At 71.1% G+C, this 16,582-nt stretch carries 14 protein-coding genes; 1 reads left to right on the forward strand and 13 read right to left on the reverse strand.

Annotation, left to right across the window (positions count from 1 at the left end):
- Nucleotides 1-22: 22 nt before the first annotated feature.
- The 6 genes from KF708C_RS32040 to KF708C_RS32065 all read right to left on the reverse strand — a co-directional run bounded on the left by KF708C_RS32040 (nucleotide 23) and on the right by KF708C_RS32065 (nucleotide 8,211).
- Nucleotides 23-754: an SDR family NAD(P)-dependent oxidoreductase gene (locus tag KF708C_RS32040; protein WP_020206702.1), complete on the reverse strand. Its 732-nt coding sequence runs from the start codon at nucleotides 752-754 to the stop codon at nucleotides 23-25.
- Nucleotides 755-994: 240 nt separating this feature from the next.
- On the reverse strand, nucleotides 995-2,197 hold the full coding sequence (gene pcaF / locus KF708C_RS32045) for a 3-oxoadipyl-CoA thiolase (RefSeq protein ID WP_020206703.1): 1,203 nt from the start codon (nucleotides 2,195-2,197) through the stop codon (nucleotides 995-997).
- 70 nt (nucleotides 2,198-2,267) lie between these two features.
- The gene (locus KF708C_RS32050) at nucleotides 2,268-2,915 is read right to left on the reverse strand and encodes a 3-oxoacid CoA-transferase subunit B (RefSeq protein ID WP_020206704.1); all 648 of its coding nucleotides are present in this window, start codon (nucleotides 2,913-2,915) and stop codon (nucleotides 2,268-2,270) included.
- A 20-nt stretch (nucleotides 2,916-2,935) separates the two neighbouring features.
- On the reverse strand, nucleotides 2,936-3,616 hold the full coding sequence (locus tag KF708C_RS32055; RefSeq protein ID WP_020206705.1) for a 3-oxoacid CoA-transferase subunit A: 681 nt from the start codon (nucleotides 3,614-3,616) through the stop codon (nucleotides 2,936-2,938).
- 363 nt (nucleotides 3,617-3,979) lie between these two features.
- Complete coding sequence (locus KF708C_RS32060; protein WP_059415767.1) at nucleotides 3,980-7,069, reverse strand: AAA family ATPase; 3,090 nt, start codon at nucleotides 7,067-7,069, stop codon at nucleotides 3,980-3,982.
- Nucleotides 7,066-8,211 carry an exonuclease SbcCD subunit D gene (locus KF708C_RS32065; RefSeq protein WP_059415769.1) on the reverse strand — a complete coding sequence of 382 codons (1,146 nt, stop codon included), beginning with the start codon at nucleotides 8,209-8,211 and terminating at the stop codon, nucleotides 7,066-7,068. The genes KF708C_RS32060 and KF708C_RS32065 overlap by 4 nt, the downstream gene beginning before the upstream one ends.
- A 225-nt stretch (nucleotides 8,212-8,436) precedes the next feature.
- Here KF708C_RS32065 and KF708C_RS32070 point away from each other — a divergent pair, with 225 nt between their 5' ends.
- Nucleotides 8,437-8,781: a YgiW/YdeI family stress tolerance OB fold protein gene (locus KF708C_RS32070; RefSeq protein WP_020206834.1), complete on the forward strand. Its 345-nt coding sequence runs from the start codon at nucleotides 8,437-8,439 to the stop codon at nucleotides 8,779-8,781.
- Between the two features lie 13 nt (nucleotides 8,782-8,794).
- Here the strand turns inward: KF708C_RS32070 and KF708C_RS32075 are convergent, their stop codons facing one another.
- From KF708C_RS32075 to KF708C_RS32105, 7 genes are all read right to left on the reverse strand, one after another.
- A complete protein-coding gene (locus KF708C_RS32075; protein ID WP_059415770.1) occupies nucleotides 8,795-10,165 on the reverse strand; it encodes a sigma 54-interacting transcriptional regulator in 1,371 nt (456 codons plus the stop codon).
- A gap of 45 nt (nucleotides 10,166-10,210) precedes the next feature.
- Nucleotides 10,211-11,995: a TadG family pilus assembly protein gene (locus tag KF708C_RS32080; protein ID WP_059415772.1), complete on the reverse strand. Its 1,785-nt coding sequence runs from the start codon at nucleotides 11,993-11,995 to the stop codon at nucleotides 10,211-10,213.
- Entirely contained in the window at nucleotides 11,992-12,360 is a 369-nt protein-coding gene (locus tag KF708C_RS32085; protein ID WP_059415776.1) for a DUF3613 domain-containing protein, read from the reverse strand. Before KF708C_RS32085 ends, KF708C_RS32080 begins: the two co-directional genes overlap by 4 nt.
- Nucleotides 12,361-12,443: 83 nt before the next feature.
- Nucleotides 12,444-13,304: a tetratricopeptide repeat protein gene (locus tag KF708C_RS32090; protein WP_059415778.1), complete on the reverse strand. Its 861-nt coding sequence runs from the start codon at nucleotides 13,302-13,304 to the stop codon at nucleotides 12,444-12,446.
- Nucleotides 13,301-14,332: a type II secretion system F family protein gene (locus KF708C_RS32095; protein WP_059415781.1), complete on the reverse strand. Its 1,032-nt coding sequence runs from the start codon at nucleotides 14,330-14,332 to the stop codon at nucleotides 13,301-13,303. The genes KF708C_RS32090 and KF708C_RS32095 overlap by 4 nt, the downstream gene beginning before the upstream one ends.
- Before the next feature lie 11 nt (nucleotides 14,333-14,343).
- The gene (locus KF708C_RS32100) at nucleotides 14,344-15,270 is read right to left on the reverse strand and encodes a type II secretion system F family protein (protein WP_059415783.1); all 927 of its coding nucleotides are present in this window, start codon (nucleotides 15,268-15,270) and stop codon (nucleotides 14,344-14,346) included.
- Nucleotides 15,263-16,582, reverse strand: coding sequence for a CpaF family protein (locus tag KF708C_RS32105; protein ID WP_020204972.1), 1,320 nt, complete (start codon nucleotides 16,580-16,582; stop codon nucleotides 15,263-15,265). The genes KF708C_RS32100 and KF708C_RS32105 overlap by 8 nt, the downstream gene beginning before the upstream one ends.

Raw genomic sequence — 16,582 nt, forward strand, 5'->3', positions numbered from 1 at the left:
GTGCCGCGTCCACGCCACGGGCTTACACGGGGGCGACGCCGAGCGTGGTGCCGCCGCACACGTACAGTACCTGGCCGGTGACGAAACCGTTTTCCGGCGACAGGAAGAACATCGAGGCACGCGCCACATCCTCCGGCGTGCCCATGCGCTTGACCGCGATGCTGGCCAGGATGCGCTTGGTCTGCTCGCTGCCCTCGGGATTGCTCTTGCGGAACAGCTCGGTGGCGATCGGGCCTGGCGCCACGGCATTGACGGTGACGCCGTCGCCGCCAAGCTCCATCGCCAGCGTGCGGGTCATGCCGATCAGGCCGGCCTTGGTGGCGGAATACACCACGCGCTCGGGCTTGCCCAGCGCGGCGCGCGAGGCCATGTTGACGATGCGGCCGAAATGCGCGGCGCGCATCGCCGGCAGGCAGGCCTGGGTCAGCAGCATGGTGGCCTGCAGGTGCAGGCCGACCACGTAGTCGAGGTCTTCGACGCGCGCGGTGTCGACGGTGCCGGGGCGGGTGGCGCCGGCATTGTTGACCAGCCGCGTGACGGCGAAGCGCGAGACCACCTGCTCGGCCACGGCGCGGGTCGCCGCGGCGTCGGTCAGGTCGGCCTGGAAGAACGTCATGTTGGGGTGGGACCAGGCGGGGGCGACATAGTCGACATTGACCACCTGGGTCACGCCATCGGCCAGCAGCATCTCGCTGATGGCGCGCCCGATACCGGAACTGGCGCCGGTGACGAGCGTGGCAACGGGAAGGGACATCGTTGACTCCAACCGGCGCAAGCCTGCGCCGGGTCATGCCTGAAGAGATGCGGCCGGAACCGGCGAGCCAGTCGGCCCGGTCGCGCTGCTTCTTGCGTTGGGGGAAACTTCATCAACCTGCACATCCATAGCAGGCTAACGGCGGTGAAACGCCATTCTTTAGCGGCTGTTTTCCAACCGCGCGCCAGCGGCGCGCCCCGCGGACCGGAGCCCGCGGCGCGCGCGCCGGACCGCAGCGCGTCAGACGCGCTCGATCACCATCGCGATGCCCTGGCCCACGCCGATGCACATCGTGCACAGCGCGAAGCGGCCACCGGTGCGGTGCAGCTGGTACATGGCGGTGGTCACGAGGCGGGCGCCGCTCATGCCGAGCGGGTGGCCCAGCGCGATCGCGCCGCCGTTGGGGTTGACGCGCTCGTCGTTGTCGGCCACGCCCAGCTGGCGCAGCACGGCCAGGCCTTGCGCGGCAAACGCTTCGTTGAGCTCGATCACGTCCATCTGGTCGATGGTCATGCCGAGCTGCCTGAGCAGCTTCTGCGTGGCCGGCGCCGGGCCGATGCCCATCACGCGCGGCGCCACGCCGGCGGTGGCCATGCCGACGATGCGGGCTTTCGGGGTCAGGCCGTGCTGCTTGGCGGCCGCTTCGCTGGCCAGCAGGATGGCGCAGGCGCCGTCGTTGACGCCCGAGGCATTGCCGGCGGTCACGGTGCCGTCGGCGCGCACCACGCCGCGCAGCTTGGCCAGCGCCTCCATGCTGGTGGCGCGCGGGTGTTCGTCGCGTTCCACCACGATGGCGTCGCCCTTCTTCTGCGGAATCGTCACCGCGGTGATTTCCTGCGCCAGCGTGCCGTCGGCCTGCGCGCGCGAGGCCTTTTCCTGGCTGCGCAGCGCCATCAGGTCCTGGTCTTCGCGGCTGACCTTGTAGTCGGTGGCGACGTTCTCGGCGGTCTCCGGCATCGAGTCCACGCCGTAGGCCGCGCGCATGGCCGGGTTGACGAAGCGCCAGCCGATGGTGGTGTCGAAGATCTGCGCGTCGCGCGAGAAGGCGCTGGTGGCCTTGCCCATCACGAACGGGGCGCGGCTCATGCTTTCCACGCCGCCGGCCAGCATCAGGCCCGCTTCGCCGGACTTGATGGCACGCGCGGCGGTGCCGGTGGCGTCCATGCCGGAGCCGCACAGGCGGTTGATGGTGGCGCCCGGCACGCTTTCCGGCAGGCCGGCCAGCAGCAGCGACATGCGCGCCACGTTGCGGTTGTCCTCGCCGGCCTGGTTGGCGTTGCCGTAGATCACGTCATCGATGGCGGACCAGTCCAGGTTCGGGTTGCGCGCCATCAGCGCCTTGAGCGGCACCGCGCCCAGGTCGTCCGCGCGCACCGCGGACAGGCTGCCGCCGTAGCGGCCGATGGGGGTGCGGATGGCGTCGCAGATAAAGGCTTCGGTCATGTTGTCTCTCTCTTGCTTGTACGTGGCTTGTACGTGAATCGTGATCGTGAAGCGGAGGCCCCGGCGGCGCTCAGGCCGTGGCAGCCTGCAGGAGCGGCACGCCGGTCACGCGCTGCAGTTCCTCGAAGGACAGGCCTTCGACCAGGTCGCGCGCGACCAGCCCTTCGGGCGTCACGTCGATGGTGGCCAGGTCGGTATAGATGCGCGTGACGCAGTTCATGCCGGTGAGCGGATACGTGCATTGCGGCACGATCTTGCTCTCGCCCTGCTTGGTCTGGTGCTCCATCATCACGAACACTTCCTTGGCGCCGATGGCCAGGTCCATCGCGCCGCCCACGGCCGGGATCGCGCCCGGCGCGCCGGTGTGCCAGTTGGCCAGGTCGCCCTTCTCGGAGACCTGGAACGCGCCCAGCACGCAGAAGTCGAGGTGGCCGCCGCGCATCATCGCGAACGAATCGGCGTGGTGGAAATACGAGCCGCCCGGCTTGATCGTGACCGGCTGCTTGCCGGCGTTGATCAGGTCGCCGTCTTCCTCGCCGGCGGGCGGCGCCTTGCCCATGCCGAGCAGGCCGTTCTCGCTGTGCAGCAGGATTTCACGGTCGGCCGGCAGGTGGTTGCCGACCAGGGTGGGCAGGCCGATGCCGAGGTTGACCACGGCACCGTCGGGAATGTCTTTGGCCACGCGGGCGGCCATCTGATCGCGGGTCAGGCGTTGCATGTCGGGATTCTCCTTGTCGCTCAGACGGGGGTCTTGCCGGCGTCGATCTTGACGACGCGCTTGACGAACAGGCCCGGCGTGATGATGTGCTCGGGGTCCAGCTCGCCCAGCTCGACGATCTCGCTGACCTGCACGATCGGGCACTTGGCGGCCATCGCCATGATCGGGCCGAAGTTGCGCGCGGTCTTGCGGTAGGTCAGGTTGCCCCAGCGGTCGGCGCGCTGCGCCTTGATGAGGGCGAAGTCGGCGTGGATGGGCTTTTCGAACACATAGCCCTGGCCGTCGATGATGCGGGTTTCCTTGCCCTCGGCCAGCGGCGTGCCGTAGGCGGTGCGGGTGAAGAAGCCGCCGATGCCGGCGCCGGCGGCGCGGATGCGCTCGGCCAGGTTGCCCTGCGGCACCAGTTCCAGCTCGATCTCGCCGGCGTGGTAGAGCGAGTCGAACACGTAGGAGTCGGCCTGGCGCGGGAACGAGCAGATGATCTTGCGCACACGCCTGGCCTTGAGCAGCGCGGCCAGGCCCGTATCGCCGTTGCCGGCGTTGTTGTTGACGATGGTGAGGTCGCGCGCGCCCTGGGCGATGAGGGCGTCGATGAGCTGCGCCGGCATGCCGGCCATGCCAAAGCCGCCGATCAGGATGGTGGCGCCGTCGTGGATGTCGGCCATCGCCGCTTCCACCGAGTCGAATAGCTTGTTGATCACTTGCGTTCCAGTTCCGAAAGCCCGGACGAACCATCCGAAACCGGCCGCCAAGCCGCGAGGAGGAACATCAGGCGGCGCGCGAACGCTGTCTCCGGACAGTCCTGCCGGAAGAGCCATCCGGCCTGCCCGCCCCGCCGCAGGTGCGAAAGCGTGCCGCCGGACACGAATCCAACAGACTTTGTTTTTCTTGTTCTTGTGATTTGTTCTAACTGCGAACCTCAATTCGCACTCTGAACAGATTACACCTGTGCTCCCGGCACGGTCAAGGCGCCGCCGCATCGCTTGTGCGTTAGCCGGACACCCCCGGCGCGGCGCGGCGAGAGCTTACGCAGCTTACGCTTTTCCGCGCCGCGCCGGGCAGGCTCAGGGCAATTGCAGTTCGGCGCGGCTGCCGGCGGCGCCGGGCCGGATCTCCAGCCGCACGTCGATGCGCTCGCGCAGCTCCGCCACGTGCGAGATGATGCCCACCAGCCGGCCCGCCTGCTGCAGGTCGATCAGCGTGTGGATGGCGAAGTCCAGGCTTTCCGGGTCGAGCGTGCCGAAACCTTCGTCGACGAACAGCGTGTCGAGCTGGATGCCGCCCGCGCGCGACTGCACCACATCGGCCAGCCCCAGCGCCAGCGACAGCGAGGCCAGGAAGCCCTCGCCGCCCGACAGCGTGTTGGCCGGGCGCGCCACGCCCGAGTTGTGGTCGAACACCTCCAGGTCGAGCCCGCCGGCCGCGCGCAGGTCGCCCTGCTCGCGCACGCGCTGCAGCTCGTAGCGGCTGCGGCTCATGCGCATCAGCCGCAGCGACGCGGCCTCCAGCACCTCGTCGAGCAGCGTGGCCAGCACGAAGCGCTGGAAGGTGATACGGCGCGGGTTGTTGCCGTTGGCCACCTCGGACAGGCGCCCGAGCACGGCATAGCGGCGCTCGATGTCGGCGCCGTCGGCGGCGAGCCGGTCCAGGCGCTGCTGGCATTGCAGCAGGTTCTCGCGGCTGCGGTGCAGGTCGGCCTGCTGGCGGACCAGCGCCTCCAGCGCGCTCGCCGCGGCCGCCTGGGCCTGGCGCAGCGCGTCGAGATCGGGCGCCGCCAGGTCGCGCGCGGCGGCCGTGGCACGCGCGCGGCGGTCGGCGGCGGCGGCCACGTCGCGGTCGAAGCGCTGGATGCGGGTTTCGAGCTGCGCGGACTCCGCCTCGGGCAGGCGTGCCTCGGCATAGGCCTGCGGCGTGGCAAACCCGGCCTGCGCGAGCGCGCCGTCGAAGGCCGCGCGCGCCTGCGCCTCGCGCTGCGCGCCGCCGGCAACGCTGGCCTGCGCCGCGGCTTGCGCGGCCTGGGCCGCGGCCAGGTCCGCGCCGGCCTGCTTGTCGGCGGCCTGGGCCTCGGCCAGCGCGGCCTCGGCGGCGGCCAGTTCCTGCCGCGCGCGCGCCAGCGCATGTTCCAGCTGGGCGGGATCGCGGCGCTCCGGCGGCACCTGCGCGCTGGCCGCCTCCCACTCGCCTTGCAGCCGGGCGTGGCGCTGCGCGGCCCCCTGCGCGGTGGCATCGGCGCCGCGGATGGCGGCTTCGGCCGCGGTGAGCGCGGCGCGCTGGCGCTCGAGCTCGGCGGCCAGCGGCAGGCGCCGCGCCTCGGCCGCTTCGGCCGCCTGCTGCTGGGCGCGCAGCGCGCTGCCGCTTTCGGCCAGCACCTGCCGCGCGCCGCCGATGTCCGCGGCGGCATCGGCGTTGGCATCGGCGGGCATGTCCGCCGATGCCAACGCCGCGCGCAGCTCCGCCAGCTGATCCTGGCGCAACGTCAGCGCGGCCAGCGCCGACTGCGCGCCGGCCGCGGCTTCGTGCGCGGCCTGGTCGGCGGCGCGGGCGTCGTCGCGCGCGTGATCGAGGACCTCGTCGGGCACCGGCGCGTCGAACTGCAGCGCAAGCTGTGGATGGGCGGCGCTGCCGCACACCGGGCAGGCCTCGCCGGCGCGCAGCCCAGCCGCCAGCCGCGCGGCCTGCCCCGCGCGCCATGCGCGCTCGGTCTCGCGCAGATGCGCGGCGGCGGCCGCCTGCCGCGCGGCGGCGCGCTGCGCGGCGCCGTGCGCGGCTTCGGCTTGCGCGCGGCCCTGCTCCGCCTGCGCCAGCGCGGCGGCGTATTTGTCCAGCATCGTGGCCTGGCGGGCCAGTTCGGCCTGCCGGAGCCGGATCGCCTCCAGCCCGCGCGCGCCGGCCTCGGCCTGCGCCAGCCCGGCTTCGGCCTGGCGCATCGCCGCGGCGGCCTGTTCCTGCGCGCGCGCGGCAGCCGCGTGCGCCGCCGCCGCGCTGGCCTGCTCCGCGGCGGCGCGCTGCAATTCGGCTTGCAGCGCGCCAAGGCGCTGCGCGCGCGGCAGCATGGCCTCCAGCTCGGCCGCCTGCTTCTGCATCCGCTGGCGCTCGCCCGCGCGCCCGGCCTGCGTGGCAAGCGCGGCGGCGGCGCGCGCCGAGACGGCGGCGCAGGCATCCGCGCGCGCGCCCGCCGCCGCCAGCGCCTGCTGCGCCTGGCGGTGATCGTGCCCGGCTTGCTGCCAGTGCTGCTCGAACGGCTGCGCCTGCGCCGCGCGGCGCGCGGCCTGCAGGCGCTGGCGCACGGCTTCCACCTCGGCCTGCTGCGCCATCAGCGCCGCATGGGCCGCCTCGGCTTCGCGCGCTTCGCGCAGGCGCGCATCGGCCTGCTCGCCCTGCTGCGTCGCCAGCCGGGCGTGCTCGAGCGTGGCGCGCGCGGCGGTTTCCTGCCGCGCCAGGTCTTCCAGCCCGGATTGCAGCGCCGCCACCTGCACGCGCAGCGCCTCGGCGGATTCGAGCTCGTATTGCTGCAGCAAGGCCGACTGCTCGATGCGCAGCCGCTCGGCCTGCTGGCGGATGGCCGCCGCCTGCCCCTTGAGCAGTTCCTCCACGCGCCGGTACAGCTCGGTGCGGAACAGGCGCTCGAGAATCGCCTGGCGGCTTTTCGAATCCGCCGTGAGCAGTTCGCGGAACCGCCCCTGCGGCAGCACGATCACCTGGCGGAACTGGCTGCTGTCGAAGCCCAGCAGGTTGCGCACGAATTCGTCGACGCGGCTGGGCTGGCTGGCCTTGCTGGTCCAGCCGGCCGCCTCCAGCGCATCGAGCTGGGCCTTGGGCGTCTCCTTGACCGTGCCGCCGCCGCGCAGCTTGGGACGCTCCTGCGCGGGCGAGCGCGTGACGCGGTAGCGCTGCGCGCCGAGGCTGAACTCGAACGTCACCTCGGTGCGCAGGCCCGGATCGGCGTTGGCGCTGCGCATGTCCTGCGCGCTGCGCTCGCCGCCCGAAGTGTCGCCATAGAGCGCGAAGCAGATCGCGTCGAGCAAGGTGGTCTTGCCGGCGCCGGTGGGGCCGTGGATCAGGAAGAACGCCTGCTCGCCGAGCCGGCTGAAATCGATTTCCTCGCGGGCCGCGAACGGGCCGAACGCCTGCAGCGCCAGATGCAGCGGCCTCATGCGGACTCCCTGTCGGCCGCGGCGATGCCGTCGAGCACCTGCGTCAGCGCGCGGCGCTGGTCTTCATCCAGGTCCTCGTCGGCGACTTCCTTGAAAAAGCTGGCGAACAGCTCGCCGGTGTCGAGCTGGCGCAGGCGCTGGCCGGCGGCGCTGGCCTCGCCGGCGCGCGACAGCACCGCGCGCTCGATCGCCAGCGCGTTGGGATAGGCCTGGCGCAGGCGCGCCATCGGGTCCAGCAAGGCGCCGGTGTCGGTCAGCACGGCGTGGATATAGTCGTCGCGCCGCGGATCGGCGGCGCCCTGCGCCACCAGCGCGGCCAGTTCGCCCTCGAGGATGCGCAGGTCGCGCCGCGGGGCCAGCGCGATCTCCTCGATGGCAACCTCGCCATTGGCGCCCAGCTCGATCAGCGAGACCGACTTGGCGTGCGCGGCTTCCGACAGCGAGTATTTCAGCAGCGAGCCCGAATAGCGGATGCGCCCGCCCAGCGTCTGCGGCCGGTGCAGGTGGCCGAGCGCGACCAGGTCGAAGCCGTCGAACACGCCCGCCGCCACCGCCCCGCTGCCGCCCACCGAAAGCGGCCGCTCGGATTCGCTGGCCTCGCCGCCGATGACGAAGGCGTGCGCCACCACCACCGAGCGCGCCTGCGCCGGATGGCCGGCGCGGATCGCGTCGAGACGGGCCGCGAGCGCGGCCTCGTGGCCGGGCACGTCCACGCCGAAGGCATCGCGCACCGTGGCGGGCTCGGCATAAGGCAAGGCATAGATGCGCACTTCGCCGTGCGCGTCGGACAAGGTCACGCAGGCCGCCTCGCGCTCGGTGCGGCCCGCCACGTGCAGGCCCTGCGCGGTCAGCAGCCGCGCGCCGAAACCGAGCCGCTGCGCGCTGTCGTGGTTGCCGGCGATCATCACCACCGGCACGCCCGCGTCCACCACGATGCGCGCCAGCACGTCGTCGAGCAGCGCCACCGCCTCGGGCGGCGGCACCGCGCGGTCATAGACGTCGCCGGCGATCAGCACCGCGTCCGGCTTGTGCTCGCGGACCAGCGCCACGAACTGGTCGAGCACCCAGGCCTGGTCTTCGAGCAGGCTGCGCGCGTGAAAGACGCGCCCGAGATGCCAGTCGGCAGTGTGGAGAAAACGCAATGTGGAATTCCTTGATGACCTGTGCGGGGCACGGCCGCCCATGAAGCATGAGGATAAGGGCCGGCCGCGGCAGGCGACATGATAAACGCCGCCGGCGCGGCGTTCAGCTTCGGTTCAGCGCGCGCTGCGCACAATGCACGCATGCTGGTGCAAAGGCGCCAGCCCCGGCACGCCGGGCCATTCCGGGCACGCGCGCGCATAACCAGGCATAACCAGGAGAACAACATGAAACGCATTCTGATCGCCACCGCACTCGCCGCCGCAACCGTCGCCGCGCAGGCACAGTACACCGGCCCGTCCGCGGTGCCCGCCGCCACCGTCAAGAGCCTGCAGGCGCAGGGCAAGGACGACCAGCCGGCGGTGCTGCGCGGCCAGATCGTCAGCCACGTGGGCGATGAACTCTACAGCTTCGACGACGGCACCGGGCAGATGCGCGTCAAGATCAAGCACAAGCTGTGGCCGGCCGGGCAGCCTGTCGGCGCCGCCACCAAGGTGGAGCTGACCGGCGAGTACGACAAGGACTGGGTGGGCGAACCCAAGTTCAAGGTCAAGCAGGTTCGCGTGCTCTGAGCGGGCTTGCGCCTCAGGCCGGCTCGGCCTCGTTGTCCGCGATCTGGAACTTGCGCATCTTCTCCCACAGCACCTTGCGGCTGATGCCGAGGCTGGCCGCCGTATCCTGGCGCCGCCAGCTATTGGCGTCGAGCGCCGCCACGATGCGGCGGCGCTCCTCGGTCTCGCCGCGCCAGTCGGCGGTGCGCTCGTTGCCGTCGAACGCTCCCGGGCGCAGGCTGCGGAACAGCGGCCGGATGCGCGCCTCGTCCCAGTGGCCGGTCTGCTGCACCGTGATGCCGACGCGCTCGGCGAGGTTGCGCAGCTCGCGCACGTTGCCGGTGAAGAACGCCGTGCCCACCGCGCCCTTGAGCCAGTCCGGCACCGGCGGCAAGGCCTCGAAGCCGGACGGCCCGAGCATCTGCTTGAGGAACGAGATCAGCAGCGCCACCTTGTCGACCGCGCCGCGCTCTTCCAGGCTGGGCAGGCGCAGCTCGATCACCGCCAGGCGGAAATAGAGATCCGCGCGGAAGCGCCCTTGCGACACCGCCTCGCGCAGGTCCTTGTTGGTGGCCGCCACCAGGCGGAAGTCCAGCTTCACCGGCATGGTCGAACCCAGCCGCGTGAGCGCGTTCTCTTCCAGCACGCGCAGCAGCTTGACCTGCTGGAACAGCGGCAGGTCGCCGATTTCGTCGAGGAACAGCGTGCCGCCGTTGGCCTGCTCGAAAAAGCCGCGATGCGCGAACATCGCGCCCGTGAACGCGCCCTTGGCATGGCCGAAGAACTGCGACTCGAACAGCCCGTCGGGAATCGCGCCGCAGTTCACCGCGACGAACGGCCCCTTGCCGTAGATGTTGTTGCGCTCGTGGAAAAGCTGCGCGATGCGCTCCTTGCCCGCGCCGGTCTCGCCGTACAGCATCACGTTGCTGCTGAAGTCGGCGAACGTGTCCACCTGCGCCAGGAACTGCTGCATGGCCGCCGACTCCGCCACCAGTTCCGCGCCGGTGTTGCCGGTCTCGGCCGCGGCCAGCAACTGCGGCAGCAGCTTGCCGATCTGGTTGCGCAGGTCGGGGCCGGTGAAATCGTCGGACAGGATATGCGCGTACTCCGCCGGGAAACGCCCCGGATCGGTCTCCCGCCCGGGCGCCGCGACCCAGATCACCGGCATGCCGTGCGCGGCCTCCCAGTCCAGCGCGGTGAACTTCGCCGCGCCGATCACCGACACGCTGATCACCGCCACGCACGGCTTGGTGCGCGGCTCCGCCGGCAAGGCTTCCAGCGCGCCGGCGCGGATCACGTCTACCCCGAGCGGCGACAGAAAGCGCGCCACGCGGTCGGCAATATCGTACTTGCCTTCCCACACATAGACTTCAAGGCTCTCGTAGGCCCAGCGATCTGTTTTCATCTTTCTTCCGCCGTATCGCGATTCGCCTGTTGCATGGCTTGTTCTTCAGAACACCAGTTCGGCGTTGTTGCAGTCGATGTCGTTCAGCCACAGGTCGGCGTAACCCAACTGGATGCCGAGGGCGCCGAGCAGCGGCCCCAAGAGCACGTCCAGCGACTGGAACAGTGGGGTCAGCAAACCCGCAAGGGGCAACGGGATGCCCAATAGCGGAATGCCGAGCACCGTCACCTCGACCTTGAGATTCAGCGATCCCACCACATCGAGCAGGATGCCCGTCAGCGGGTTCGCCGTGCCCACCCGGGTAGTGGCCCCCGGGGCTAGGGTAACAACGGTGTTATTCAAGCTTGGACCCGTTTTCGTCGAACCGGTCGCAGTTACCTTGACCGTTGTGGAAATCAGCGGAAGCCCGGTCTCGACAATTGTCACCGGCCCGGATGCGCACCCTGCACCGCTGCCAACCCCGGCGGCAAGACAAGCCTTTGCCACGCCGGTATTGACGCCGAACGTCGCCCTGCAATCCGCCTTTGCGGCTGCGCATTGAATGCTCTGCAGGGATGCCGTCGCGGAAGCGACCTCCACGTATAGCGGCAAATTCACGCTGACATTGATCAGACCCAGCAGCGGCGCTATCAGCGCGCCAACCAGCGTTGTGGTCTTCGACGTGTCCATGCCACCCAAGGCGGCAATGTCGAGACGCAGCCCGACCTGGGCGTTGTGGGCGGTGGTCTGCCACGTGCCAGAGCTCAGTTGGCGCGCCGGACCTACCGCCGTGGCCGGCGGCGCGATGACATACAACTGTGCACTAACGCCTGCGATGTTGGGCACATTGATATTGGTCGTGGGTAGCGCGATTGCGGCCGTACCATTGGCCACCTGCGCCCCCAGCATCAACAGATTGGCCACGCTCAGGCCGACATCCGCGGCCGACGACGCCGCCGGCGCCAGCACGCCCAGATTGAGCAGCTTGCCCAGCCCCACATCCACCGCCGCGCCGCCCACGCCCAGCTTCGTGGGCGGGCTGCCAAGCGCGGTGGACAGCAGCGCGTCCTTGCCCGCCGCACCCAGCACCAGCGCATAGAACTGCTGGATCGACAGCGAGGTCTTCAGCAACTCGTCGACGGAACCAAGGCCGAGCTTGAGCCGCAGCTGGTCCAGCGTGACCGTGGTGTTGAGCAGCCCATTCCAGTCCAGCACCGAGAAATTGACGGCGGTGCCCAGCAACGCGCCCAGCAGACTGTTGGCGGACTGAAAATCCAGCAGCCCGCTGCCCAGCGAAAACGACGCCACCGGCGGACTCGCATTGGCAATCGCCTCCGCGCGCAGCTGGCGCGAGGTGCCGCCCGGAATCACGAACAGGATCGGCACGGTCTGCGTGACCACCACCTGTACCGCGTTGGCCGAGACCGACTGCGCATTGGCGTCGTAGCCGGCCTTGAAATGCCGCGCCGTATCGCTGCCGGACGTATAGGCCGGGTCCCATACGCCCATGCACACGTTCATGCCGTCGGCAGCACCCGCGGCCGGGCTGGCGCAGCCGGCCGCGGCCGCGCCCCCGTAGCCGTTCTGCGTGCCGGCCGCCTGCGTGGCGGCGAGCACGTTGGCGGAAACCGTGGCGGACGGCCCCGCCTGCTTGAGCTGCTGGGCGCCGGCCAGCGCGGCCATGTCGGCAACCTTCTGCAGCTCCCGCTGGCGGTAGAACACATGGCCCACGTCGATCGACACCAGCGCGCCCACCACCACCGTCACCAGCAGCAAGGCGCCCAGCACGCCGATGGCCCCGCGCTGCGCGCGTCCGCGCACGCCGATGCAGGACGAGCCCATGCGCGTCATCGCCCGGCCGCTCCGGTCGCGCCCGCAGCTCCGGTTGCGCCGGCCGTCATGCCGCTGCCCCGTTGCGACGATGTCTGGCCCGTATAGAACTCCGGAATCGGATAGCTGAACGTGGCCATGTAGCGCGGGTAGGACAGCGCGGCCTGCTCGCCCCGCAGCGGCAGCAGTTGTCCGCCCTGCGTGCCGTTGCGCTGGATCTCGAGGATATTGCGCGTGGTGGCGCCGACTTCCTGCCGCGCGGGGCGCGCCTGGCGCGTGGCCTCGGTCTGGGCGCAGAGCGGGCCCGCGGCCAAGAGGGCCACGGCGAGCGCCAGCCCGCGGCGGCAGGCGGCATGCAGGTTCTTCGATGCGGTGGTCCGTGTCATGAATGGCTCCTGGATGCGCGCCCGGACAGCGGGCAGCGCCTGGTGACTCGCGAACGCCGGCCGCGCGGCGGCATGCCGGGCGTTCATGGCGTGGCCTGGCCGATGTCGGTCAGGCGCAGATGGCTGGGGCCGGCCACGGCCGCGGTGGCGGCGCCCGGCGCGGCGGCGGCCAGCGTCGCGCCGGGTGCTGCCGCGCGGGCATGCTGCGCGCTGGCGCGCCTGACGCGCTCCGCTTCCTGCATCACGGCCTTGCGCGTGGCCTCCGGCAGGGCCGCGCGCTGCATCAGCGATGCGGCCTGGTCGGGCTTGCCGTCGGCGGCAAGCCACACCGCCGCGTTGCTGACCACGCGCGGGTTCTTGCCGTCGAGCTGCAGCGCCTGCATGACCGGCACGCGCGCCTCGGCCAGCGCGCCGGTGCGCATCAGCGCGTAGCCGAGGTCGTTGGCCACCTGCGGGTTGGTGGGATCGGCCTGCGCCGCGCGGCGGAACTCGGCGGCGGCGCCGGCAAAGTTGTTCTGGCGCCCGGCGATCAGCCCCAGGCCGTGGTAGGCGCGCGCCTGCGCCGTGGTCCCGGCGAGGCTGCGGTAGGCCTGCACGGCCTGCGCGTCCTGGCTGGTCTCGCGCAGCGCGTCGGCGCGCATCAGTGTCAGTTCGGGGTTGGCGCCGAAGCGCTTCTCGTACACATCGATATGCGCGAGCGAGGCAAAGTACAGGCCCTCCTCCTGCATCTTGCCGATCAGCCCCAGATAAACCGTCTTGTCGTCATAGCCGGCGCGGTCCTGCTTGTCGCGCAGCCTGGACAGTTCCACCTGGGCGTCGGCCTGCTCGCTCATGCGGCTGGCCAGGCTGGCGCCGCAGCCCGACAGCGCCGCGGCGGCCAGCGCCGGCAGCAGCGCCCACGCCCAGCGGCGGCGCGCGCCAATCCTGTCGTCTCGTCCCGTCATCTCGTTCCCCCCGACAAATGCGTCAGCATCCGCGCCACGCCCAGGAAGCCGGGGCCGGCGGTGATGATCAGCAATACCGGCAGCATGGTCACCACCATCACCGCCGTCATCTTTACCGTGAGCTTGCCGACCTGCTCCTTCATGCGCGCCTTGCGCGTCTCCTGCAGGCGCAGCCCGAACTGGCGCAGCGGCTCCTGCACCGCGCCGCCGAAGCGGTCCACCTGGGTCAGCATGGTGATCAGGCTCTTCAGGTCCTCGCTGTCGAACAGCCGGCCGATGCGCTGCAAGGTCTGCTCGCGCGAGCGCCCGGTGGCGAACTGCTGGTTGGCGCGCATCAGCTCCGGCCCGATCACGCGCAGCATGCTGCCGAACTCCGCCACGATCACCTGCAGGCTCTGGTCGATCGACAGGCCCACGCCCTGCAGCAGGCGCAGCATGTCGACCAGCACCGGCAGCTCGTCCTCCAGGCGGCGCAGCCGGTTCGACGCGCGGCGCTGCAGGATCCATTTGGGCACGAGAAACGCCAGCGCGAACACGGCGAAGGCCCAGAACACGGCGCCGCTCAGCGAAGGCAGGCGCCAGGCGAAGGCCGCCGCGGCCAGCGCCGCCGGCACCGACACGCGCAGGCCGCCGAACACGGCCCGGGCCTTGTCGCCATAAAAGCCGCATTGCTCGAGCAGGCGCTCTTCCTCGGCCGTGACCACGGCCTTGCCCAGCGGGGAGTTCAGCCAGCGCTGGTCGAAGCGCCCGCTCAACTGGCCGCCCAGCCTGGCGCCGATGCCGGCCCCGGCGCGCTGGGCGGGGGCAGCCGTGGCCGCTGCCGCGGCCGCGGGCGCGGCGTCGCCCGGCGCGGGCGGCGCTGCCGCGGCGCCGGCCGCCGCCACCGCGGCCTGGCGCGAAAGCGCCGCGTCGATGGTGCGCGTGGCGCGCAGGCGCTGGCGCCACTGGCCCACCAGCGGCAGCGCGAGCGCGGCGAGGCCCAGCGCGGCAAGGCCCAGGCTCAGCGAGATCAGGGTGATGCTGTCCATGCGCGCCGCCCCTATACCGACCTGGCCAGGCGATAGAGCATGGCCGCCCCGACCACCTCGAGCGCCAGCGCGACCAGCAGCAGCGTCTTGCCGCCGGGATCGCGCCACATCATCATGATGTAGGCCGCGTTCATCACGAACATCATCCCGCCCACCACCAGCGGCAACAGCCCCAGCACCCACGCCGACAGGCGCGTCTCCGCGGACAGCGCATACAGTTCCTGCTGGGCCTGCTCGCGGTCGCGCATGAAGGCCGCGGTGCGCTCCATCACGATGTCGGCGCGGCCGCCGTAGCGCGTGGCCAGGCGCAGCACGGACGACAGCAGCATCAGTTCGTCCACGCGATAGACGCGCGCCACCTGCAGGACCGCCTGGTCCAGTTCCTTGCCGGCGCGCTGCAGGTGGATGGCCTGCACCAGGCACTGCCGCAGCGGCGGCTCGGTGTTGCCGATGGCGGTCTGGAAGGCGGCCGGCACGCTGCTGCCGATGCTCATCATGCGCACCACCGCGTCGAGGAACGACGGCAGTTGCCGGCGCAGCTTCTGGCCGGCGCGGCGCGCCCGGTTCCACAGCAGGAAATACATCAGCAGCAGCGTCAGGAACAGCGCCGTCAGCGCCGCCAGCACGCCGCCGGCGGCGGCGGCCAGCAGCGCCACGCAGGCGACCACCGCGGCGGCCAGCGAGTAGGCGCGCCGCGTGGGCGCCAGGTCGGCCCGGCGCAGCAATTCTTCCCAGCGCCGGCCGAGGTCGTTGCGCTTCTTGCCGGCCTGCGGCTCGGGCGCGGCCGCGTAGCGTGCCTTGACCTGCTCGGTCTGCGCGCGCAGGAAGGCGCGCGCGCTCTCGTCCTGCGCGCGGGCGCGGGCGCTGGCCAGCAGCAGCAGGCCCAGGCCCAGCACCACGAGCGCGGCCGCGGCGACGGCCAGGGCAGCGCTAGACATCGAAGCGGTCGTCGAGGCCGAAGCCGGCCGCCGGGCGCATGCGCGCGAGCTTCGGCGAATGCGGCAGGATGCCCAGCGACAGCCAGCGGTCCACCTCGATGCCGTCGGGCCCGGTATAGGGCTCGTGGCGATAGAGCTCCTGCGTGGAGATGATGTTGTCGCCCAGGCCCGTCACCTCGGTGACGGAGAGGATGCGCCGCTTGCCGTTCGAGAGCCGGCCAATCTGCACGATGAAATCGATGGCGTTGGCGATCTGCCGGCGCAGGCTGGACTCGCTGCCCTGGAAGCCGGCAAAGCCGGCCAGCATCTCGAGCCGGTACAGGCATTCGCGCGGACTGCTGGAGTGGATCGTGCCCATCGAGCCGTCGTGGCCGGTGCTCATGGCCTGCAGCATCTCCAGCACTTCGCCGCCGCGCACTTCGCCCACGATGATGCGGTCCGGCCGCATGCGCAGGCTGTTGCGCAGCAGGTCGCGGATCGACACCACGCCGGTGCCCTCGAAGCCGCCGGGGCGGCTCTCCAGGCGCACCACGTGCGGGTGGTTCAGCGCCAGCTCGGCGGTGTCCTCGATGGTGATCACGCGCTCGCCGTCGGGCACGAAGGTGGCCAGCGCGTTGAGCAGCGAGGTCTTGCCCGAGCTGGTGCCGCCGCTGACGAGGATGTTGCAGCGCGCCTTGACCGCGGCTTCGAGCAGTTCGCTGACCTCCGGGCTCATGGTGCCGAGCGCCTGCAGGTCCGCCGGCGTGAGCGGGTCCTTGCGGAACTTGCGGATCGACACCACCGGCCCGGCCAGCGCCAGCGGCGGGATCACCACGTTGATGCGGCCGCCGTCCGGCAGGCGCGCGTCGACCATCGGGTTCGATTCGTCCAGGCGGCGCCCGATCGGCGCCAGGATGCGGCGCACGATGCGCAGCAGGTGGCCGTTGTCGGCGAAGCGCACCGGGATGCGCTCCAGCACGCCGTGGCGCGACACGTACACGTCGAGGTGGCCGTTGACGAGGATGTCCTCCACCGCCGGATCGTTGAGCAGGTCCTCGATCGGGCCGAAGCCGGCCAGCTCCTTGGTCAGCGCCTCGGCGATCTGGTGCAGCTCGACCTCGTTGATCGGGATCCGGCGCAGCCGCGTGAAGCTCTCCAGCTCCAGGTCGACGAAGCGGTTGATCGCGGTGCGCGACCAGCGCCCGAACTCCGCGCCGAGCTCCTCGATCCGGGTGAGCAAGTGCTCGTGGGCCGCCTCCTTGATGTTCTGGAATTCCTGCGATGCAGGAAACGGCGCGGCGGCGTTGTCGGAGAATTCAATGGCTTGCGACAT

Origin of the sequence: Cupriavidus basilensis (assembly GCF_000876015.1) — a bacterium.
GTDB classification, from domain to species: Bacteria; Pseudomonadota; Gammaproteobacteria; order Burkholderiales; family Burkholderiaceae; genus Cupriavidus; species Cupriavidus basilensis_B.